At 69.2% G+C, this 20909-nt stretch carries 17 protein-coding genes; 8 read left to right on the forward strand and 9 right to left on the reverse strand.

Features of this window, described 5'->3' with window-relative positions; all coding sequences use genetic code 11:
• The first annotated feature begins 374 nt into the window (after positions 1–374).
• Positions 375–641, forward strand: coding sequence for a hypothetical protein (locus KBX50_RS09305; RefSeq protein WP_210936305.1), 267 nt, complete (start codon positions 375–377; stop codon positions 639–641).
• A gap of 76 nt (positions 642–717) precedes the next feature.
• On the opposite strand, the gene KBX50_RS09310 is transcribed toward KBX50_RS09305, so the two are convergent.
• The 8 genes from KBX50_RS09310 to rpmH form a co-directional block, all read right to left on the reverse strand.
• Positions 718–1728, reverse strand: coding sequence for a ParB/RepB/Spo0J family partition protein (locus KBX50_RS09310; protein WP_210936306.1), 1011 nt, complete (start codon positions 1726–1728; stop codon positions 718–720).
• Positions 1729–1755: 27 nt separating this feature from the next.
• The gene (locus KBX50_RS33280; RefSeq protein WP_307870893.1) at positions 1756–3048 is read right to left on the reverse strand and encodes an AAA family ATPase; all 1293 of its coding nucleotides are present in this window, start codon (positions 3046–3048) and stop codon (positions 1756–1758) included.
• 314 nt (positions 3049–3362) lie between these two features.
• Positions 3363–4103, reverse strand: a complete 741-nt coding sequence (gene rsmG, locus KBX50_RS09320; RefSeq protein ID WP_210936367.1) for a 16S rRNA (guanine(527)-N(7))-methyltransferase RsmG — start codon at positions 4101–4103, stop codon at positions 3363–3365.
• A 51-nt stretch (positions 4104–4154) separates the two neighbouring features.
• Entirely contained in the window at positions 4155–4742 is a 588-nt protein-coding gene (locus KBX50_RS09325; protein ID WP_210936307.1) for a R3H domain-containing nucleic acid-binding protein, read from the reverse strand.
• A 211-nt stretch (positions 4743–4953) separates the two neighbouring features.
• On the reverse strand, positions 4954–5943 hold the full coding sequence (gene yidC, locus KBX50_RS09330) for a membrane protein insertase YidC (RefSeq protein WP_210936308.1): 990 nt from the start codon (positions 5941–5943) through the stop codon (positions 4954–4956).
• Positions 5944–5946: 3 nt separating this feature from the next.
• Positions 5947–6234, reverse strand: a complete 288-nt coding sequence (gene yidD / locus KBX50_RS09335; protein WP_210936310.1) for a membrane protein insertion efficiency factor YidD — start codon at positions 6232–6234, stop codon at positions 5947–5949.
• Positions 6231–6644 carry a ribonuclease P protein component gene (rnpA, locus tag KBX50_RS09340; protein ID WP_210936369.1) on the reverse strand — a complete coding sequence of 138 codons (414 nt, stop codon included), beginning with the start codon at positions 6642–6644 and terminating at the stop codon, positions 6231–6233. The genes yidD and rnpA overlap by 4 nt, the downstream gene beginning before the upstream one ends.
• Positions 6645–6679: 35 nt before the next feature.
• A complete protein-coding gene (rpmH, locus tag KBX50_RS09345; protein ID WP_013736606.1) occupies positions 6680–6817 on the reverse strand; it encodes a 50S ribosomal protein L34 in 138 nt (45 codons plus the stop codon).
• A gap of 617 nt (positions 6818–7434) precedes the next feature.
• On the opposite strand from rpmH, the gene dnaA reads away from it, so the two are divergent.
• The 5 genes from dnaA to KBX50_RS09370 all read left to right on the forward strand — a co-directional run bounded on the left by dnaA (position 7435) and on the right by KBX50_RS09370 (position 13913).
• Positions 7435–9243: a chromosomal replication initiator protein DnaA gene (dnaA, locus tag KBX50_RS09350; RefSeq protein ID WP_210936313.1), complete on the forward strand. Its 1809-nt coding sequence runs from the start codon at positions 7435–7437 to the stop codon at positions 9241–9243.
• A 778-nt stretch (positions 9244–10021) separates the two neighbouring features.
• A complete protein-coding gene (gene dnaN, locus KBX50_RS09355; protein ID WP_210936315.1) occupies positions 10022–11155 on the forward strand; it encodes a DNA polymerase III subunit beta in 1134 nt (377 codons plus the stop codon).
• 38 nt (positions 11156–11193) lie between these two features.
• Entirely contained in the window at positions 11194–12066 is an 873-nt protein-coding gene (gene gnd / locus KBX50_RS09360; RefSeq protein WP_210936317.1) for a phosphogluconate dehydrogenase (NAD(+)-dependent, decarboxylating), read from the forward strand.
• A gap of 16 nt (positions 12067–12082) precedes the next feature.
• The gene (gene recF, locus KBX50_RS09365) at positions 12083–13216 is read left to right on the forward strand and encodes a DNA replication/repair protein RecF (RefSeq protein WP_210936318.1); all 1134 of its coding nucleotides are present in this window, start codon (positions 12083–12085) and stop codon (positions 13214–13216) included.
• A 172-nt stretch (positions 13217–13388) separates the two neighbouring features.
• Positions 13389–13913 (forward strand): DciA family protein, encoded by a 525-nt coding sequence (locus KBX50_RS09370; RefSeq protein WP_307870897.1) that lies wholly within the window; start codon positions 13389–13391, stop codon positions 13911–13913.
• 28 nt (positions 13914–13941) lie between these two features.
• Here the strand turns inward: KBX50_RS09370 and KBX50_RS09375 are convergent, their stop codons facing one another.
• The gene (locus tag KBX50_RS09375) at positions 13942–14523 is read right to left on the reverse strand and encodes a hypothetical protein (RefSeq protein WP_210936319.1); all 582 of its coding nucleotides are present in this window, start codon (positions 14521–14523) and stop codon (positions 13942–13944) included.
• 536 nt (positions 14524–15059) lie between these two features.
• Between KBX50_RS09375 and gyrB the strand changes: the two genes are divergently transcribed.
• Both gyrB and gyrA read left to right on the forward strand, forming a co-directional pair.
• On the forward strand, positions 15060–17006 hold the full coding sequence (gene gyrB / locus KBX50_RS09380) for a DNA topoisomerase (ATP-hydrolyzing) subunit B (protein ID WP_210936320.1): 1947 nt from the start codon (positions 15060–15062) through the stop codon (positions 17004–17006).
• Positions 17007–17131: 125 nt separating this feature from the next.
• A complete protein-coding gene (gene gyrA / locus KBX50_RS09385; RefSeq protein WP_210936321.1) occupies positions 17132–20908 on the forward strand; it encodes an intein-containing DNA gyrase subunit A in 3777 nt (1258 codons plus the stop codon).
• Position 20909 lies beyond the last annotated feature (1 nt).

Consider the following 20909-nt stretch of genomic DNA (forward strand, 5'->3'; position numbering starts at 1 on the left):
CCGTCCGGTGCCGGATTCGCCAATCGGGTCACGGCTTGCGGTATGTCGCGCCATCGCTCTGGTCCGGGGGCCCGACATGCCGCAAGTCGGGAGTCCCCGGAGTCGAGCGCGGTGGTCTCGGTGTCTGCACGGCAGCCCCGACGGCGGAACGGGTGGGGCCGGTACGGTCTGCGTGGCCGTGCAGCGATCGCTCCCGAGTGCCAACGGCAGCGACCCGCGTGGGCCGCTCGTGACGGCAATTCTGGAGGCGGGTCGCCGCGCCGTGCCGCCTGATCGGGCGAAGATGCGTACCGCCTCGCCTTGCGGACTTGCGGCCGATGCGGCTCGCCTCTGTCCGAGCCGGTCGAGGGCGCACTGCCCGTCAGGCTGGGATGGTGACGCGAGGGAGGGTGGCGACGGACGGACGGCACCCTCGCCCACAACGCAAGCTGACCCGTAAGGCCATCGTGCACCGGCAGCAGCGGAAGCCGGTGCGACAGCCGACTGCCGCCAGCGGCTACCGGCAGCGGTGGCGGGAGCGGCAGGACTACCGGCAGCGGCACCGGAATACCTGGAGTGGCACCGGAAGCCTGGGCAATGCCGGCCGTTCGGTGCGGGCCGGCGAGGCCGATCTTTGCCGCGTACTGCGGCTACCCGGATGACGACAAGGCCACCTCGTCCCGATACCACAAGGCCGCCTCGTCCCAGTTCGACGAGGCGGCCTTGTGGTTCGGTTGTTCAGTTCTCCGGTTCTTCGGGCTCTACTCCGATGATGCCGACGATCCGCTCAAGGTCGTCGACGGTTGCGAACTCAATCGTGATCTTGCCCTTGCTCCGCCCAATGTCGACCTTCACGCGGGTGTCGAATCGGTCGGAGAGGCGGTCCGCGAGATCGGTCAGCGCCGGGGCGTGCGGCTTCGGTCGACGCTTTGCCGACTCCTGCTTGCCCGGCCTTTCGTTGAGGGCGAGCGCGACGATCTCCTCGGTGGCACGGACCGACAGTCCCTCGGCGACGATTCGCAGTGCCAGTTGCTCCTGGGTCTCCGGATTTTCCAGGCTGAGCAGCGCCCGGGCGTGTCCAGCGGAGAGGACACCGGCCGCCACACGTCGCTGTACCGGTGCCGGCAGGTTCATCAGCCGAATGGTGTTCGAGATCTGCGGCCGGCTTCGACCGATGCGCCTGGCGAGTTCCTCGTGGGTGGCGCCGAACTCCTCCAGCAACTGCTGATAGGCGGCCGCCTCTTCCAGCGGGTTGAGGTTCGCCCGGTGAATGTTCTCCAGCAGCGCGTCGCGCAGCATGGCGTCGTCCCGGGTGTCGCGGACGATCGCCGGGATGTTCTCCCGACCGACCGCCTGCGCGGCACGCCACCGGCGCTCGCCCATGACGAGCTCGAACTTTTCGCCGTCGAGTTGCCGCACCACGATCGGCTGGAGAAAGCCAACCTCCTGGATGGAGGTCTTCAGTTCCTCCAGGGCCTCCTCGTCGAAGACCTGGCGAGGCTGCTTCGGGTTGGGCACGATCGAGTCGACCGGGATCTCCGCGAAGCGCGCACCGGGCACCGGGCTCAGCATCTCGTCAGCTTCGATGGTCGGGGACGGCACCGGCATCGGGGCCGGCGTCACCACGGCCGTCGACCCGCTCACTCCCGCCGTCGACGCGCCGACGGCAGCCCCAGCGTTGGGTGCGGGCCCGGTCGGAATGAGCGCCCCCAGGCCCCGTCCCAGACCGCCCCGTGGACGGTTCTTCATGCCACGCCTCCCAGCGCCTCATCCCCGCTACGCATTCCGGCTCACCGGCTCCTTGACGCCCCGCTCGGCGATCTCCTGAGCCGCCTCGAAGTAGCTCGTCGCACCTCGCGAACCGGGATCGTAGGTCATCACCGACTGGCCGTAGCTGGGTGCCTCGGAGACCCGCACGTTACGCGGAATCACCGCCTGGAGCACCTTGTCGCCGAAGTGGTTCCGAACGTCCTGTTCCACCGCGTCGGCGAGCCGGGTACGACGGTCGTACATGGTGAGCAGAATCGTGGAGACCTCAAGCCGCGGGTTGAGGTGCTGACGCACCAGGTTGATGTTGTTGATCAGCTGGTTGAGCCCCTCAAGCGCGTAGTACTCACACTGGATAGGGATGAGCACCTCCTGCGCGGCCACCAACGCGTTTACGGTGAGCAGGCCGAGCGAGGGCGGGCAGTCGATGAACACGTAGTCGAAGTGCCCCGGGTAGGCGCTGATGGCGCGGTCGAGACGCGACTCGCGGGCCACCACGGACACCAGCTCAATCTCGGCACCGGCGAGATCGATGGTGGCCGGCACACACCAGAGGTTGGGGATGCCCTCCACCGCCTGGGTCACGTCCTCCAGCGGCACACTGTTGATCAGACAGTCGTAGACGTCCGGCACGCCGGTGTGGTGTGGCACGTTGAGGCCGGTCGAGGCGTTGCCCTGCGGGTCAAGGTCAACCACGAGCACCCGGTTGCCGTGCAGGGCCAGCGCCACCGCGAGGTTGACCGTGGTCGTGGTCTTACCCACACCGCCCTTCTGGTTCGCGACGCACATGACCCGGGTCCGGTCGGGCCGAGGCATCGTCACCTCGCCACTGGGATTCAGGATCTGCACGGCGCGCATCGCCTCCATTGCCAAGGGTGGGTCATCCTCTTCGCGCGTCGGGGTTTCACGTGAAACGTACGCGGCCTCGGGCGCAGCTGACGGGTAGGACCCGTCGGCAGGCGCGGGCGTGTCGGAAGCCGGCCGAGGATCCGGCACCACCGCGGATGTCGGGGGGTGCGCTGCCGCCACCTCGAACCGAGCAGAGGCGGAGGTGTTCCGGCGGATCGGGATCACCCGCGCGTCGGGAGACGCGTTGACCGGGCGGCCACTCGCGTCCGTACCGTCGCGTCCGTCGCCGGCCCCCGACCACGGAACACCCGACGTCGGCGCGTTCCGACCGGGTTCCGGTGGGCTCTGCGGCACCTCGGAAGGCCGCCAGTTCGGATATTCGGTTTCACGTGAAACAGGGTCGCCTGCTGACCCGGTCACGCGCGGATCGTCGTACCTGCCGTCGTCATGCACCTGTCATCCCTGCCCGCTTCGGATGGTCGGTCCGCACCCGTCAACCGGGCCACTCGCGTGCTCTCCGCAGAGGTACCGCCCGGCGGGAGCGGCCGGGCCCCGGAGGGAGATCCATCGCCGCCCGCTCCACACTATCGACGCGCGGCCAGCCTACGGCGCACGGGCGCGGCCGGTCCACGTCGGGTTCGCAACCCGCCGGTCGCGGCGCGCGCAGCGGAACGGGTAACCCGCCTCGGAACGCTGACTTTCGCGGCTGTCTGCGGCGTACCGGCCCAGGTCATCCGTGCGAAGACCCCGAGAGCGGAGCGCTCCGGCTACCGTCGACGCGCCCGCGACTTTCTGGACGACGTCCGGGCCGCCGGGCCGACCAGCCTCTCCCGGACGATCTCAACCACCGTGGTCGGCGGATCCACGACGCCTTCACCACACCGATGCAGTACGGGTGGACCGCCACCAAGACGGTGCACCGCCTCGGCATGCTCGGAGATCTCCTCCGCCACCGAGGCACCCTTCAGGGCGAGTAGTCGGCCGCCGATTCCGGTGAGGGGCAGACACCAGCCCGCCAGCCGGTCCAGCGGTGCCACCGCCCGAGCGGTGACCACGTCCCCAGGCCCAACCTCCGACACCGCGCCCGCTTCCTCGGCTCGACCGCGGAACACCCGTACGGAGTCGGTCAGGCCGAGCGCCTCCACCGTCTCGTCGAGGAAGGCGGTACGGCGGGCCAACGGCTCGATGAGCGTCATCGCCAGGTCGGGCCGGGCAATGGCGAGCGCCAGACCGGGCAGGCCGGCACCCGATCCCACGTCCAGCACGGAGGCGCCCGGTGGGATCAGCTCGGCCACTGCCGCGCAGTTCAGCAGGTGACGATCCCAGATCCGGGGGGCCTCGCGTGGACCGATCAGCCCTCGTACCACCCCGTCGGTGGCGAGCAGTTCGGCGTAGGCGGCCGCGACGTCGAGGCGTACGCCGAAGAGCTGGCTCGCCGCTCCGGCCAGTTCGGGCGGCAGCACCGCGGTGGTGGGCTGAGGCGGGACAGCCGCCGGCCCGGGCGGCATACCACCCGGGCCGGACGCGGCACCGCCGCTGGCGTCGTCTTGCCGCACCCGTCAGTCCGCGGGACGGACGACGATGCGCCGGCTGGGCTCGACGCCCTCGGACTCGCTCTCCACCCCGTCGATGGCGTTGACCACGTCGTGGACGCACTTGCGCTCGAAGGCGGACATCGGCTCCAGCCGCACCGGCTCGCCGTGCTCCTTGACCTTCTCGACGGCGTTGCGGGCAACCGCAGCCAGTTCCTTACGCCGGTTGGCCCGGTACCCGCCGACGTCGAGCAGCAGGCGGCTCGGCGAGCCGGTCTGCCGGAACACCGCGAGCCGGGCCAGTTCCTGAAGTGCTTCGAGGGTCGCGCCGCGCTGGCCGACGAGGTTCTGCAGGCGGCCACCGACGACCTCGACCACCGGGCGGCCACCCGACACCAGCTCGTCGATGTCGCCGTCGTAATCGAGGATGTCGAGCAGCCCCTCCACGTAGTCGGCCGCGATCTCGCTCTGCCGGAACAGGTCGCTCTCTCCGGGAGCCTTGCTCGGTGCCGCTTCGGCGTCGGTCTCCTCCGGCTCGCCCTCGACCGGAGCCGCCGCGGTCGGCTCCTCGTGGTCCAGGGGCTGTTCAGCGCGGGGGATGCTGGTGTCGGTCACGGTGTCATCTCCGTACTCGCTCGGCCGGACCTCGGGTCCGCTGGTTCCCCGCGGCCGGCGGGACGTCGCCGGTGCCCACGGGCACGTCTGTAGGGCAGTCTCGCCCGTCCGCCACGGCACGCGTGGCGCTTCACGTTCCGGCGCCGGCCTGACGGCGGCAGCACGGCGCGCAACGGGCCGCCGCCGGTCTCCCGGCGGCGGCCCGGACGATTCAGCCCTGCCGCTTGGCGGGGCGGCCCTTCTTCGGGTTGACCGGCTTGGCGCCCGGCTTCGGACCGGCGATCTTCGGCGCGGCCGGGGGCGGCGGAACGGCAGCCGGCTTGCTCCGGCCGAACAGCCCACCGGACTTCGCGGGCTGCGCCCCGTTCCGCGCCGAGGTGCCCGGCTTGCCGCTGGTCGCGGTCACCGGCGGCGGGAACTTGCGCAGCACCCACTGCTGCTGCCCGAGGGTGAACAGGTTGTTGGTGACCCAGTAGATGATCACACCGATCGGGAAGATGGCACCGGAGACCAGCAGAGACAGCGGGATGCCGTAGAGCATCAGGCGCTGGATCATGCGCTGCTGCGGGTCCTCCGCCCAGCCCGTCTTGAGGATCATCTGACGGCTGGTGAGGTAGGTGGTACCCATCATCACCAGCACCAGGACACCGGCCATGATCTTCACAACGGTGCCGTTGGCGCCGAGCTGCGCCAGCTCCGCCGCGGTCGAGCCGAACTTGCTGGCGATCGGGGCGGTGAACAGAGTTGCGTCAGAGGCGCTGTTGAACTGGTCGACGGTCCAGCCGTAGATGTCCTTGTTGTTCTTCGCCGGGTCCGGATTGAGGCGGCGCAGGACGTGGAAGAGGCCGAGGAAGACCGGGATCTGGAGGAACATCGGAAGGCAGCCCATGAGCGGGTTGGCCTTTTCCTTCCGGTAGAGCTCCATCATCTCCTTCTGGAGCGTCTCCCGGTCACCCTTGTGCTTCTCCTGGAGGGCCTTCACCTGCGGCTGCAGCGCCTGCATGGCCCGCTGCGACTTGATCTGCTTGACGAAGACCGGGAACAGGATGACCCGGACGGTGACCACCAGGAAGACGATGGCGAGGATCCACGCCCAGTTGGTGCCGAGGACCGCAGTGTCCGGAATGCCGATGGCGTCCCAGGCCGAGTGCCAGGCCAGCAGGATCCACGAGATCGCGTAGTAGATCCAGTCGAGACTCAATTCTCAGGCTCCAGTCACGTCGGCAGGTCGGCGGCCGCCCGGCTCCGGAACCGGGTCGTATCCACCAGGATGGAATGGGTGGCAGCGCAACAGTCGCCGGACCGTCAGGCCGGCTCCCCGGAGCGCGCCGTGCCGGGCCACCGCATCCAGGGCGTAGGCGCTGCACGACGGGTAGAACCGACAGCGGGCCGGCAACGCCGGACTTATCCACCGACGGTACGCGATGATAGGCAGGGTCAGCACCCGGGCACCCGGGGTAGCCGGGCGCGACGATGTCTGCTCGGCGCTCATCGAGGCCGCCGCCCCCGGCCGGACCGAGCGGCGACGAGCGCCGCATCCAGGTCGGTGCCGAGCCGTTGATACGTGGCGTCAGCCGCGGCCGGCAGGGCGCGTACCACGAGGGTGCTTCCGGCCGGCAGGTCGAGGAGGCGTTCCCGGGTCAGATGCCGCAACCGGCGGCGCACCCGGTTACGGACCACTGCCGGCCCGACCGCCTTGGAAACCACAAAGCCGGCGCGGGACACCAGCGGGGAGTCTGCCTCCGCGTTGTCCCGCGCCGGCTTCGGCGCTGCATTGTCGGATCCGGCTGCGTTCGGCACGGTCAGATGGACGACCAGAGCGCCGCGGCCGGCCCGCCGGCCACCGCGAACCGCTGCGGCGAAGTCGCTGCTGCGCCGCAGTCGTTGGGCGGCCGCCAGCACGACTGCCACGTCCTCCGGAGCGGACCTGACCGGCCTCAGGCCGACAGGCGGGCGCGACCCTTGGCGCGACGGGTCGAGATGATGGCGCGGCCGGCCCGGGTGCGCATGCGCAGCCGGAAGCCGTGGGTCTTCGCGCGCCGGCGGTTGTTCGGCTGGTAGGTGCGCTTGCTCACGTCAGGCTCTCCGTTGTCGGACGCCCCGGACGAGTGGATCGCCGGGTCGTGGTGGTCCGGGCCGCCGCTGTGGTGGCCCCGATCGGTGCTGCCCGTCGGTGCGTGACCTCGGTTGTGCGGTGCGCGACCGCAGGCAGCGAGCACCCATCACCCTAGCAGAGGGCGTGAGAGCAGCCCCTCCAGCCTAGGTCGGGGGGCAATCAGCGTCAAACCTGGCCACTCGGACGATGAGCTGCGACGCAAGACGACCGAAGCGGTGGTTTTCACGAATGCCGACAGGGGTGACCCGCGTCGGCGGTTGAAGACGCGGCGACAACGCTGTTACCGTGCCCGATTGCGGTCAGCGTCGGAGTTGTGCCGATGTCGCCGGCAGGCAAGACCGGACACGGTAGTGAATCGTTCGGCACGGTGAACCCCGCTTCAGTGCCCGGCCACGGCAGGGGGCAGGTCCGACCCGAGCCCGGCGGGCGGCCACAATCGGTCGGTACACAGGCTGTGGATAACTTGTGGAGAACGACCGGGTGCGGCGACCGGGTGGGTGGCGTGATCTCGCCCGCCGGTACGGGCCACCGGGAGACGGCGACGTCCGGGAGCAGAGGCGAGGGGGTGGCACGACGGTGGCCGGTACGACCGACCTTGCCGCGGTGTGGACGGCGACGACCGACGAACTCGCTGACGAGATCATTTCCGCGCAGCAGCGGGCCTACCTGCGGCTGACCCGGCTGCGGGCGATCGTCGAGGACACCGTCCTGCTCTCCGTGCCGGATGCCTTCACCCGGGACGTGATCGAGTCCCGGCTGCGCCCGGCCATCACCGAGGCGCTCACCCGCCGGCTGGGCCGGCCGATCCAGGTCGCCGTCACCGTCCGGGTACCGGAGGACGGGCGGACCATCGGCACCGTCTACCGCAGCGCTCCCGAGTCGGACCCGGTGGACCACGGTCCCGGCGAGGTCGACGACCGGTCGACCGGTCTCGACGGCGGGCGGCAACTGCCGCTGATTCCCGAGCAGCCGCACCCCGGCCGTTTCGACCGGCCGCCGCTGCCGGACGCCCCGCGCGTCGAGGACGATTCCCGCACCTCAGCCCCCGACGGTCAGGAAACTCTCTTCGGTGCCGGGTTCGGCGAGCCCGTCCGGCCGACGGAGAACACCGGACGACGGGCGCCGGAGCGGTTGGGCTTCACCGAGCAGGGCGGGCACCTGGACCGAGCGTCCACCGGCGCGCGCGGCTTCGCGCCCCGGTACGGCGACGAGCCCGGCGTCTCGCCCCGCGACCAGCATGTGATCCGGGCGATACCGGCCGACGGAGGCACCGACAGCGGGCCCGGCCGCAGTGGCCCGGATCAGCGACCGGTGGGCCGGGACGACCGACGGCTGCCCACCGGCGCGGACAGCGGCGGTAACCGGCTCAACCCGAAGTACATGTTTGAGACGTTCGTCATCGGCTCGTCCAACCGATTCGCGCATGCCGCGTCGGTGGCGGTGGCCGAGTCACCGGCGAAGGCGTACAACCCGCTGTTCATCTACGGCAGCTCCGGACTGGGCAAGACCCACCTGCTGCATGCCATCGGCCACTACGCCACGACGTTGGGCAACGCCCGCTCGGTCAGGTACGTCTCGACCGAGGAGTTCACCAACGACTTCATCAACTCGCTGCGGGACGACAAGACCAGCGCCTTCCAACGCCGCTACCGCGACGTCGACATCCTGCTGATCGACGACATCCAGTTCCTGGAGAACCGCGAGCGGACCCAGGAGGAGTTCTTCCACACCTTCAACACGTTGCACAACGCCAACAAGCAGATCGTGATCACCTCCGATCGCTCGCCCAAGCAGCTGGCGACGTTGGAAGACCGGTTGCGGACCCGCTTCGAGTGGGGCCTGCTCGCCGACATCCAGCCACCGGACCTGGAGACCCGGATCGCGATTCTGCAGAAGAAGGCGGCGCAGGAACGGCTCTACGCGCCGCCGGACGTGCTGGAGTTCATCGCCTCCCGGGTGTCCAACTCGATCCGGGAACTGGAGGGAGCACTGATCCGGGTCACCGCGTTCGCCAGTCTCACCAGGTCGAACGTGGAGCTGTCGCTGGCCGAGGAGGTGCTCCGGGACTTCATTCCGGACGGCGCCGGGCCGGAGATCACCGCCGACCAGATCATGGTCTCCACCGCTGACTACTTCGGGGTCAGCCTGGAGGACCTGCGCGGGCACTCCCGCTCGCGGGTACTGGTGAACGCCCGTCAGGTCGCCATGTACCTGTGTCGCGAGCTCACCGACCTGTCACTGCCCCGGATCGGCCAGGCCTTCGGCGGGCGGGACCACACCACCGTCATGCACGCCGACCGCAAGATCCGCCAGCAGATGGCCGAGCGGCGCTCGCTCTACAACCAGATCGCCGAGCTGACCAACCGGATCAAGCAGAACACCTGAGGGGTACGCCCGTCGTACGTTCACGGCGAGGGGTCCGGCCGGTTCCGGTCGGGCCCTTTTTCGCGCTCATCGGGTTGACCCTCAACGAGGTTCAGGCCACACCATCGAAGGCGTGTCCACACCGCCTGCCACTCGTTGTCCACAGCTCGTTATCCACGGACGGTGGATGAACACGCGCCGTCAGCGCCCAGTTACCCACAGCCTGTGGAGAAACCCTGGGGACAACGTTGTGGACCGCTGTGGACGCCTGGGGACAACCACCGGCGCTGTCCACCGACGGACGGCTGCCTGTGGGGAAGCTGTTGAAGGTTCTGGGGATGACGGCGGACGAGACGCCCGCGACGATCCACAGGTCTGGGGAGAAAGTCGGTGGATTACCGGTGGACAACCGGTGGACGACGGTGGACAACCGTGTGCACGGAGACCGCCTGTGGATCGCCGGCCGGGTTTTCCCCCCGCCCATCCACAGCAAAACCACCGGTGGATAACCTATCTGACCTGCCCATACTCGGGTTCTCCACAGTTTGCACAGGTGCGATGAAGACGATGAGTTATCTCTTCTAAAAGAACAAAAACCAATCATCACCGTTGGACTTCCTGTGGATCGGTCGCCAGCTGCCGGGACAGACCCGTCAGCAGCGACACGATCCACGGGGTCGGGCACACAGCCGATACCCTCGCGCCCTAAGGTGCGAGGGGTACCCGCACGCCAGGCGGGTCGGTGGGCAGCGTCCGGCATGAGAGAGTTGACGACGTCGACGTCGACGCGGAGGCATTAATGAAGTTCCGAGTGGAGCGCGACGCGCTCGCCGAGGCCGTGGCCTGGACCGCGAAGAGCCTGCCCAACCGGCCATCCGTACCGGTGCTGGCCGGGGTGCTGCTGCGCGTCACCGACGGCAGCTTGCAGGTCTCCGGCTTCGACTACGAGGTCAGCAGCCAGGTCACCGTGGAGGTGCAGGGCGACGCCGACGGCGCTGCGCTGGTCTCCGGGCGGCTGCTCGCCGAGATCACCAAGGCGTTGCCGGCCAAGCCCGTCGACATCGCCGCCGTCGGGGCGCACCTCGAACTGGTCTGCGGCAGCGCCCGGTTCACCCTGCCCACCATGCCGGTGGAGGACTACCCCACCCTGCCCGAGATGCCGGCCAGCGCCGGCACGGTCGACGCCGCCGCGTTCGCCGCAGCGGTGGCACAGGTGGCAATCGCCGCCAGCCGGGACGAGACGCTGCCGATGATGACCGGGGTACGCATCGAGCTCTCCGGCGGCAATCTGGCCATGCTCGCCACCGACCGTTACCGGCTGGCCCTGCGCGAGATGGAATGGAACCCGGACGACCCGGAGATCAGCCTCAACGCGCTGGTCCCCGCCCGGACGCTCAACGACACCGCCAAGACCCTCGGCCCCCTCGGCGGCCAGGTGGTGCTGGCCCTGTCCCAGGGCGCCGCCGGCGAAGGCATGATCGGTTTCTCCGGTGGCACCCGACGCACCACCAGCCGGCTGCTCGACGGCGCCAACTACCCGCCGGTCCGCTCGCTCTTCCCCACCAGTCACAACGCCGAGGCCCGGTTGCCGGTCAGCACCCTCATCGAGGTGGTCAAGCGGGTCGCCCTGGTGGCCGAGCGCGCCACTCCCGTGCTGCTCAGCTTCAGCGCCGACGGGCTGGTGGTGGAGGCCGGCGGCACCGAGGAGGCCCGGGCCAGCGAGGCCATGGAGGCCACCTTCACCGGCGAACCGCTGACCATCGGTTTCAACCCGCAGTACCTCATCGACGGGTTGTCCAACCTCGGCACCCAGTTCGCCGTGCTGCACTTCGTCGACGCCTTCAAGCCTGCGGTCATTTCCCCCGCCGGCGAGGATGGCGAGCTCATCGGTGGGTACCGGTACCTCATCATGCCGATCCGCGTGTCCCGCTGACCGGCAGAGCCAACCGCACCCACGAAAGGTCACCAGAGATGCAGCTCGGCCTGGTAGGACTCGGCCGGATGGGCGGCAACATGCGCGAACGGCTGCGCACCGCCGGTCACGAGGTGGTCGGTCTCGACCACAACCTGGAGCGCAGCGATGTGGCCAGCATGGCTGAACTGGCCGAGAAGCTGGACGCGCCGCGCGCGGTATGGGTGATGGTGCCCGCCGCCGTCACCGACGCCACCATCGACGAGGTGGCCGCCGTGCTCGACGAGGGCGACCTCATCATCGACGGCGGCAACTCGCGGTTCAGCGAGGACGCCCCCCGCGCGGAGCGGCTGCACGAACGTGGCATCGGCTACGTCGACGTGGGCGTCTCCGGCGGGGTGTGGGGCCGGCAGAACGGCTACGGCCTGATGGTCGGCGGCGCGCAGGAACACGTCGACCGGCTCTTGCCGATCTTCGACGCGCTCAAGCCCGACGGCGAGTACGGTTTCGTGCACGCCGGGCCGGTCGGTGCCGGGCACTACGCCAAGATGGTGCACAACGGCATCGAGTACGGCCTGATGCACGCCTACGCCGAGGGCTACGAGCTGATGGCCGCCTCCGAGCTGGTGACGAACGTGCCCGGCGTGATCAAGTCCTGGCGTGAGGGCACGGTGGTCCGTTCCTGGCTGCTGGACCTGCTCGACCGGGCCCTCGACGAAGACCCCGAGCTGACCCAGCTCAGCGACTACACCGAGGACACCGGCGAGGGTCGCTGGACGGTGGACGAGGCGGTCCGGCTCGCGGTACCGCTCAACGTCATCACCGCCTCGTTGTTCGCCCGGTTCTCCTCCCGTCAGGACGACTCACCGGCGCTGAAGGCCGTCTCCGCACTGCGGCAGCAGTTCGGCGGGCACGCCGTACGCAAGCCCTGACCGGCACCGCGGCCCCGTGTACGTCCGCCGGCTCGAACTGGTCGACTTCCGCTCGTACGAGCGGATCGGCGTCGACCTCGAACCGGGCCCGAACGTCCTGATCGGCGCCAACGGCGTCGGCAAGACGAACCTGGTCGAGGCGTTGGGCTACGTCGCGACCCTCGACTCACACCGGGTCGCCACCGATGCCCCGCTGGTGCGGATGGGTGCCACCGCCGCGGTGATCCGCTGCGCGGTGGTGCACGACGGCCGCGAACTCCTGGTGGAGTTGGAGATCGTCCCGGGTAAGGCCAACCGGGCCCGCCTCGGCCGCTCCCCGGCCCGCCGGGCCCGGGACGTGCTGGGCGCGCTGCGGCTGGTGCTCTTCGCCCCGGAAGACCTCGAACTGGTCCGGGGCGATCCGGCCGAACGCCGCCGCTACCTCGACGACCTGCTGGTGCTGCGCCAACCCCGCTACGCCGGGGTGCGTGCCGACTACGAGCGGGTGGTCAAACAACGCAACGCGCTGCTGCGCACCGCGTACCTCGCCCGCAAGACCGGCGGGTCGCGAGGCGGTGACCTGTCCACCCTCGCCGTCTGGGACACCCACCTGGCCCGGCACGGCGCCGAACTGCTCGCCGGGCGGCTGGAACTGGTCGCCGCCCTGGCCCCGCACGTCACCAAGGCGTACGACGCGGTGGCCGCCGGCCGCGGCGCGGCGGGAATCAGCTACCGCCCCTCGGTGGACCTCGCCGAACCCACCACCGACCGGGAGGTCCTCGCGGCGGCACTCACCACCGCACTGGAGGAGTCCCGCTCCGCCGAGATCGAACGCGGCACCACCCTGGTCGGCCCGCACCGCGACGAACTCAGCCTCACCCTCGGCCCCCTGCCGGCCAAGGGCTACGCCAGCCACGGCGAATCGTGGTCGTACGCGCTCGCGTTGCGGCTGGCCGGCTACGACCTGCTGCGCAACGACGGCATCGAACCGGTGCTGGTGCTCGACGACGTCTTCGCCGAACTGGACGCGGGCCGGCGGGACCGACTCGCCGAACTGGTCGGCGGAGCCAGCCAACTGCTGGTGACCTGCGCGGTCGCCGACGACGTGCCAGCCGCCCTGCGTGGCGCCCGGTACGAGGTGACGGAGGGGGCGGTGCGTCGTGCCGACTGAGCCACAGCCGCCGGACAGCGCACCCCAGGGGCAGCCGGGTGGCTCGGCTGCGGGACGCGGTGCGCGTACCGCCAGGCAGGGTGGCACTGGCGACGGCGGCCGCACCGACAAGCCCGCCAGCCGCCCGGCGGAGCCGCCAGCCGCAGCGCCCACGGCGGAGGACGGCGGCACCGTGCCGGTGACCGGCGACGGCGAGGGCGTCTCCGGCCCGCAACTGGCCCGCGCGGTGCTTGACGCGGCGAAGGCGCGGCGGGAGGCCGCCGGCCGGCCCCGCCGCACCGCGACCGGGGGTGGCGACGGCGAGCGCCGGCTGCGCGGCTACTCCGGGCCCGGCCCGGACCCGCGTGACCCGCAGCCGCTCGGCGCGGTGCTCAACCGGCTGGTGAAGGCCCGTGGTTGGCAACAGCCGGCCGCCGAGGCCACCGTTTTCGGCGCCTGGGAACGGGTGGTCGGCGCGGAGGTCGCCCAGCACAGCCGCCCGGTGAAGCTGGAGAACGGGGAACTGACCGTGGAGGCCCGCTCCACGGCCTGGGCGACGCAGCTGCGGCTGCTTGCCGGCTCGCTGTTGCAGCAGATCGCTCGCGAGGTCGGCCACAACGTGGTCCGCAAACTGCACATCCACGGCCCGGCCGCCCCATCCTGGTCACGCGGCCCACGACGGGTACGCGGCCGGGGCCCCCGCGACACCTACGGCTGACCGTCGGGGCGGCGTCCGGGGACCGTGGCTACGTCTGGGCCGCCCGGCGAGGTGCCGCCGACTCGGCGTAGACGGCGAAGCCGTTGTCGGCGCAGCGTCGGTAGAAGGCGGCGAGCACGCTCAGCTCAGCGCAGGTGAAGGTCCACTGCGGCGCGGCACCGCTGTCGTCACGCAGCGCGTCCAGCCGGCTGTCCAGCCACCGTAGCTGCTGCTCGGCCAGGCGGCCGTCGGCCAGCAGCGAACGCAGCACCGTACCCACCGACTCGAAGGTGACCGCCTCCCCGTGCGGGCGGTGCGTGGCCACGAAGCGTTCGATGCCGCCCGCGATCCAGCCGCACCCGTCCGGGTCGATCACCGGATCCTCGTCCTCGGCGGCGGCGTCTGTGGCGTAGAGCACACCATCGAGTCCGAGGATCAGATCCACCACTTCGGTGTACGCGGTGGCCCGGACCGTGCCTGTCTTCGCGATCAGCTCAGCGAGCGCGGCGGTCGGCGCCGATATCCCCGGCACGTCCACGATGTCGCCGAAATCGACGAACTCGGCCGGTGCGACCGGGTCGTAGAAGCGGCCGGTCCGCGGCCACTGAACCGCGACGTTGTCCAGCCCCATCTGGTGTCACCTCTCAAGGCACGGGCGAGTGGATCGGGTCGATCGTCCGGTTCCAACGTTGAAAGATCAAGGCCGCTGCGGCAACCCGAGGGTCACGGATCGCCCGTCCCGGGTCGTACCGACCGGTACCGCCCACCTCTCACCGCCGGGCCCGGCAGCGCCGTCACGCGACAGATCCGTTGATCATGCCGTGGCGTGTAGGGGGAGTCGCGGACAGCGCGATTCGGCCCGCTACGGAGATCTGAGCCGCTGCGAAGGGGTGCCGAGTGGTGGTTCTATCGCCCGCGCACAGTAAGATTGGCGTGAGACGAAGACCCGGTGCGGAGTGACGGGTCACGGGTCCGGTGCGGGCCCGCGATCATCCGTCCGACTCGGGTCGAGCCGATCGCGATCCGCGGGCAACCGCGGCGACCGGCGCGTTCGACCCGTACCCCGGATTGTCCCCGGTGCCGGTCCGCGTGCCGACGTCGCGCCTGTCCGCCGAACCCGCGTTCGACGTGCCCTGTGGCGCGCCGGGCGCGAGAAAGTGGCCGAGGGTGGCAGCGCAGGAAAATCAGCAGTACGGCGCCGAGTCGATCACCGTTCTCGAAGGGCTGGAGGCGGTCCGCAAGCGGCCCGGCATGTACATCGGGTCCACCGGCGAACGCGGCCTGCACCACCTCGTGTGGGAGGTCGTCGACAACGCGGTGGACGAGGCGCTGGCCGGCCACTGCGACACCATCGACGTGGTGCTGCAAGCCGACGGCGGCGTCCGGGTCACCGACAACGGCCGCGGCTTCCCGGTCGACCTGCACCCCAAGCTCAAGAAGCCGGGCGTCGAGGTGGCCCTGACCGTCCTGCACGCGGGCGGCAAGTTCGACGGCAAGGCGTACGCGGTCTCCGGCGGCCTGCACGGCGTCGGCGTCAGCGTGGTCAACGCCCTCTCCACCAAGATGGCCGTGGAGATCCACAAGGACGGCTTCGTCTGGCGGCAGCAGTACCACCACTCCAAGCCGACCGCCCTGGAGAAGGGCGAGCCGACCGACCGCACCGGCTCGGCGGTCTCCTTCTGGCCGGACCCGGACGTCTTCGAGACCGTCGACTTCGACCTCCAGACGATCTACCGCCGGCTCCAGGAGATGGCGTTCCTGACCCGTGGCCTCACCATCCACCTGCTGGACGAGCGGGTCGCGGAGGGCGAGGAGGGCAAGCTCCGCGAGGTCACCTTCAAGTACGACGGCGGTATCGCCGACTTCGTCCGCCACCTCAACGCCTCGAAGACCCCGATCCACAAGACGGTGATCGAGTACGGTGCCGAAGAAGAGGGCATGTCGCTCGAGATCGCCATGCAGTGGAACGAGTCGTACGGCGAGTCGGTCTACACCTTCGCCAACAACATCAACACACACGAGGGCGGCACCCACGAGGAGGGCTTCCGGGCCGCGTTGACAAGCGTCGTCAACCGGTACGGCACGGACAAGAAACTGCTCAAGGGTGACGAGAAGCTCTCCGGTGAGGACATCCGCGAGGGCCTGGCCGCGATCATCTCGGTCAAGCTGACGAACCCGCAGTTCGAGGGTCAGACCAAGACCAAGCTCGGCAACACGCCGGTGAAGAGCTTCGTCCAGCGGGTCTGCAACGACCGGCTGGTCGACTGGCTGGACCGCAACCCCGCCGAGGCGAAGATCATCATCACCAAGGCTTCCCAGGCGGCCCGGGCCCGGATCGCCGCCCAGCAGGCCCGCAAGCTGGCCCGGCGCAAGTCGCTGCTGGAGTCCGGCTCGATGCCGGGCAAGCTGGCCGACTGCCAGTCCACCGACCCGCGCGAGTCCGAGGTGTTCATCGTCGAGGGTGACTCGGCCGGCGGCTCGGCCAAGCAGGGACGGGATCCGCGTACCCAGGCGATCCTGCCGATTCGCGGCAAGATCCTGAACGTGGAGAAGGCCCGGATTGACCGGGTGCTGAAGAACAACGAGGTGCAGGCGCTGATCACCGCGCTCGGCACCGGCATCCACGACGACTTCGACATCGAGAAGCTGCGGTACCACAAGATCGTGCTGATGGCCGATGCCGACGTCGACGGCCAGCACATCCAGACGCTGCTGCTCACCCTGCTGTTCCGCTTCATGCGGCCGCTTGTCGAACTCGGCCACGTCTACCTGGCCGCCCCACCGCTCTACAAGATCAAGTGGAACCGGAAGGGCGACGACGCGCAGTACGCGTACTCCGACCGGGAGCGCGACGGGCTGATCGCCCTGCGTCAGCAGAAGAAGCCGAACGCCAAGCCGGACGACATCCAGCGGTTCAAGGGTCTCGGCGAGATGAACTACCCGGAGCTGTGGGAGACCACGATGAACCCGGCCACCCGTACGCTGCGCCAGGTGACCCTGGACGACGCGGCAACCGCCGACGAGCTGTTCAGCGTGTTGATGGGTGAGGACGTGGAGGCGCGCCGCTCGTTCATCCAGCGCAACGCCAAGGACGTTCGGTTCCTGGACATCTGACGGACGCCGTACCGGGCCGGAGCGTTCCGGCCGGTACGGGTCCACAGAGTTATCCACAGCTTGGCCGGTATCCACAGCCGTTATCCACAGCACAAAAGCGACACTCAGTCTGATAAGGGTTAACAGTGACCGATTCCCCCGAGTCCACACCTAACGAGCCCGAGGTCCCCGAGGCGCTGGCCGCCGTCGTCTCGCACGACCGGATCGAGCCGGTCGGGCTCGAGGTGGAGATGCAGCGCTCCTACCTCGACTACGCGATGAGCGTCATCGTCGGGCGGGCGCTGCCGGACGTCCGGGACGGGCTCAAGCCGGTCCACCGCAAGATCCTGTACGCCATGTTCGACTCCGGCTACCGGCCGGACCGCGGCTACGTGAAGTGCTCCCGGGTTGTCGGCGACGTGATGGGCCAGTTCCACCCGCACGGCGACTCGGCCATCTACGACGCCCTGGTGCGGATGGCCCAGCCCTGGTCGCTGCGCTACCCACTGGTCGACGGCAACGGCAACTTCGGTTCCCCCGGAAATGATCCGGCTGCGGCCATGAGATATTGCGTTACGGCAAATGCCCGTATTCGCACCGCTGTCGGAAGCGTGCGGATCGGCGACGTGGTGCCCGGCGCCGTGTCGAGCAGCGAGACCGACATCGACCTCAAGGTCCGCGACCGCAACGGCGACCTGGTCCACGCCTCGAAGTTCTTCCACTCAGGTGAGCACCCGACGCTGCGGCTGCGCACCCGCGAGGGGTACGAACTGACCGGCACCCACAACCACCCCGTGCTCTGCCTGGTGGATGTGGCAGGCGTGCCGACCCTGCTCTGGAAGCTGCTCGCCGAGATCTCCCCCGGTGACCGGGTGGTCCTCCAGCGCAGCGTGCCGGACGAGATCGGCTACCCGATGCTGGAGCACGTCGAGGCCGCAGTCCTCGCGGGCGCTTATGTCAGTGAGGGCTGGACATCTGCTGACCGCGTCGGCTTCGACAACTGCGATCGGGAGTTCTTTGTCCGCGTCCTAGCCGCTTACGACCTCGCCGTAGGTGGTCGACGTTGGGTCGGAACCGAAACGACCATCACCGGCAAGACGCTGCACAAGCTACGCGGCTGGACTACCGATTTCTCGGGATCGATCCTCGGTGACTTGGTTGGTGCGCGGAGCGCGGCGAAGTTCGTGCCGGAGTTCGTCTGGCAGGGGCCGGCCGCCATCAAACGGGCCTTCCTCCAGGCGATCTTCGAGGGCGACGGCTCCTCTTCGCTGCTGCCGCGCAACACCATCCAGATCAGCTACTCCACCCGCAGCGAGCGCCTGGCCCGCGAGGTGCAGCAACTGCTGCTGGAGTTCGGCGTGATCAGCCGGCAGTGCCGGTACGACAGCGGCGAGATCAAGGTCGTCGTCACCAACCGTCGGGACGCGCGGATCTTCGCCGCCCAGGTCGGCTTCCTCGGCCGCAAGCAGGCCAAGCTGGAGTCCGAGCTGGCAGCGGTGCCGGCGAGTAGCACCGCGCTCTCCAGCGACCACGTGCCGCTGGTCGGCGACTTCATCCGTGCGCACGGCGCGAACCGGTGGACCGAGCGGGACTGGCTGCGTCGGCACAACGTGGACCGGGTCGAGCGGTGGGAGCGGGACCGCGACGAGATCGCGGCGCGGATCACCAACGCCGAGGTGCTCGACGTGGTCGAGCCGCTGGTCGACGGGCGTTTCTACTACGCCGAGGTGGCCGAGGTAGCGGACGCGGGCGTGCAGCCGGTCTACAGCATCCGGGTCGACACCGACGACCACTCGTTCGTCTCCGACGGGTTCGTCAGCCACAACACCGAGTGCAAGCTCGACCCGCTGGCGATGGAGATGCTGCGGGACATCGACGAGGACACCGTCGACCTGCAGGACAACTACGACGGTCGGGCCAAGGAGCCCACCATCCTGCCGTCGCGGATCCCGAACCTGCTGATCAACGGCTCCGAGGGCATCGCGGTCGGCATGGCCACCAAGATCCCGCCGCACAATCTGCGCGAGATCGGCGCGGCGGTGCAGTGGTGCCTGGAGCACCCGGAGGCCGACGAGGCCGACACCCTCGAAGCGCTGTTGGAGATCGTCAAGGGCCCGGACTTCCCCACCCACGGTCTGATCGTCGGTCAGTCGGGCATCCAGGACGCGTACCGCACGGGTCGTGGCTCGATCCGGATGCGGGCCGTGGTCGAGGTGGAGGAGGACAAGCGGGGTCGGCCGGCGCTTGTGGTCAGCGAGCTGCCGTACCAGGTGAACCCGGACAACCTGGCCGAGCGGATCGCCGAGCTGATCAAGGAGGGCAAGCTCGGCGGGATCGCCGACATCCGGGACGAGTCCTCCGGGCGTACCGGTATGCGGATCGTGCTGGTGCTCAAGCGCGACGCGGTCGCCAAGGTGGTGCTGAACAACCTCTACAAGCACACGCAGCTTCAGGAGACCTTCGGCGCGAACATGCTGGCGCTGGTCGACGGCGTGCCGCGCACGCTGAACCTGGCGCAGTTCATCCGCTACTACGTCGAGCACCAGATCGAGGTGATCCGGCGGCGGACGGCGTTCCGGCTGCGTAAGGCGGAGGAACGGGCGCACATCCTGCGCGGTCTGTCCAAGGCCCTGGACGCGCTCGACGAGGTGATCGCCCTGATCCGGCGCTCGCCGACGGTGGAGGACGCCCGGCAGGGTCTGATCCGGCTGCTGGAGATCGACGAGATCCAGGCGACCGCGATCCTGGACATGCAGCTGCGCCGGCTCGCCGCGCTGGAGCGGCAGCGGATCCTCGACGATCTGGCCAAGCTGGAGGTCGAGATCGCCGACCTCAAGGACATCCTGGCCAAGCCGGAGCGGCAGCGGCGGATCGTCTCGGAGGAGTTGGGGGAGATCGTCGCCAAGTGGGGCGACGAGCGACGCACCAAGATCATCCCGTTCGACGGCGAGGTCTCGATGGAGGACCTCATCGCCCGGGAGGACGTGGTCGTCACGATCACCCGGACCGGGTACGCCAAGCGGACCAAGGTTGATCTCTACCGATCGCAGCGGCGGGGCGGCAAGGGCGTCAGTGGCGCCACGCTGCGGCAGGACGACATCGTCAGCCACTTCTTCGTCTGCTCGACGCACGACTGGATGCTGTTCTTCACGAACAAGGGGCGGGTGTACCGGGCCAAGGCGTACGAGCTTCCGGAGGCCAGTAGGGTGGCCAAGGGCCAGCACGTGGCCAACCTGCTCGCCTTCCAACCGGACGAGCAGATCGCACAGATCATCGAAATCCCGAATTACCAGGTGGCTCCCTACCTGGTCCTGGCGACGAAGAACGGCCTGGTGAAGAAGACGCGGCTTGAGGAGTTCGACTCCAACCGGTCCGGCGGCATCATCGCGATCAACCTTCGCGATGAGGACGAGCTGGTCGGTGCTGCGCTCGTCGCTCCCAGCGATGACCTGCTGCTGGTCTCGAAGAACGCCCAGGCGATCCGGTTCAACGCCACGGACGAGGCCCTGCGCCCGATGGGTCGGGCGACCTCCGGTGTGATCGGCATGCGCTTCAGCGAGGAAGATGAACTGTTGGCCATGGAGGTCGTCCGGGAGGGTCTGGACGTTCTGGTGGCCACGAACGGCGGGTACGCGAAACGTACCCCGATAGAGGAATACCCGGTGCAGGGCCGGGGAGGTAAGGGTGTGCTGACTGCGAAGATCACCGAGCGACGCGGTGGTCTGGTCGGCGCTGTCGTGATCGACCCGGACGATGAGCTGTTCGCTATCACCAGCAACGGTGGCGTCATCCGGACTCCGGTGAAGCCTGTACGCCGTACGCGTGACCGGAACACAATGGGGGTCAAGCTGATGGACCTTCCGGACGGCGTGACTATCGTGGCGATTGCTCGCAATGCCGACGAGCCTGACGAACAGGACTAGT

The sequence above is a fragment of the Micromonospora sp. C51 genome (assembly GCF_018070435.1).
GTDB lineage: Bacteria > Actinomycetota > Actinomycetes > Mycobacteriales > Micromonosporaceae > Micromonospora > Micromonospora sediminimaris.

Excerpts from the sequence above, each read along its gene's own strand:
- dnaN (WP_210936315.1), top strand. The coding sequence starts at position 10,022 with ATGAAGTTCCGAGTGGAGCGCGACGCGCTCGCCGAGGCCGTGGCCTGG.
- rsmG (WP_210936367.1), bottom strand. The coding sequence starts at position 4,103 with ATGCCGCCCGGGCCGGCGGCTGTCCCGCCTCAGCCCACCACCGCGGTG.
- KBX50_RS09310 (WP_210936306.1), bottom strand. The coding sequence starts at position 1,728 with ATGAAGAACCGTCCACGGGGCGGTCTGGGACGGGGCCTGGGGGCGCTC.
- yidD (WP_210936310.1), bottom strand. The coding sequence starts at position 6,234 with ATGAGCGCCGAGCAGACATCGTCGCGCCCGGCTACCCCGGGTGCCCGG.
- KBX50_RS09375 (WP_210936319.1), bottom strand. The coding sequence starts at position 14,523 with ATGGGGCTGGACAACGTCGCGGTTCAGTGGCCGCGGACCGGCCGCTTC.
- gnd (WP_210936317.1), top strand. The coding sequence starts at position 11,194 with ATGCAGCTCGGCCTGGTAGGACTCGGCCGGATGGGCGGCAACATGCGC.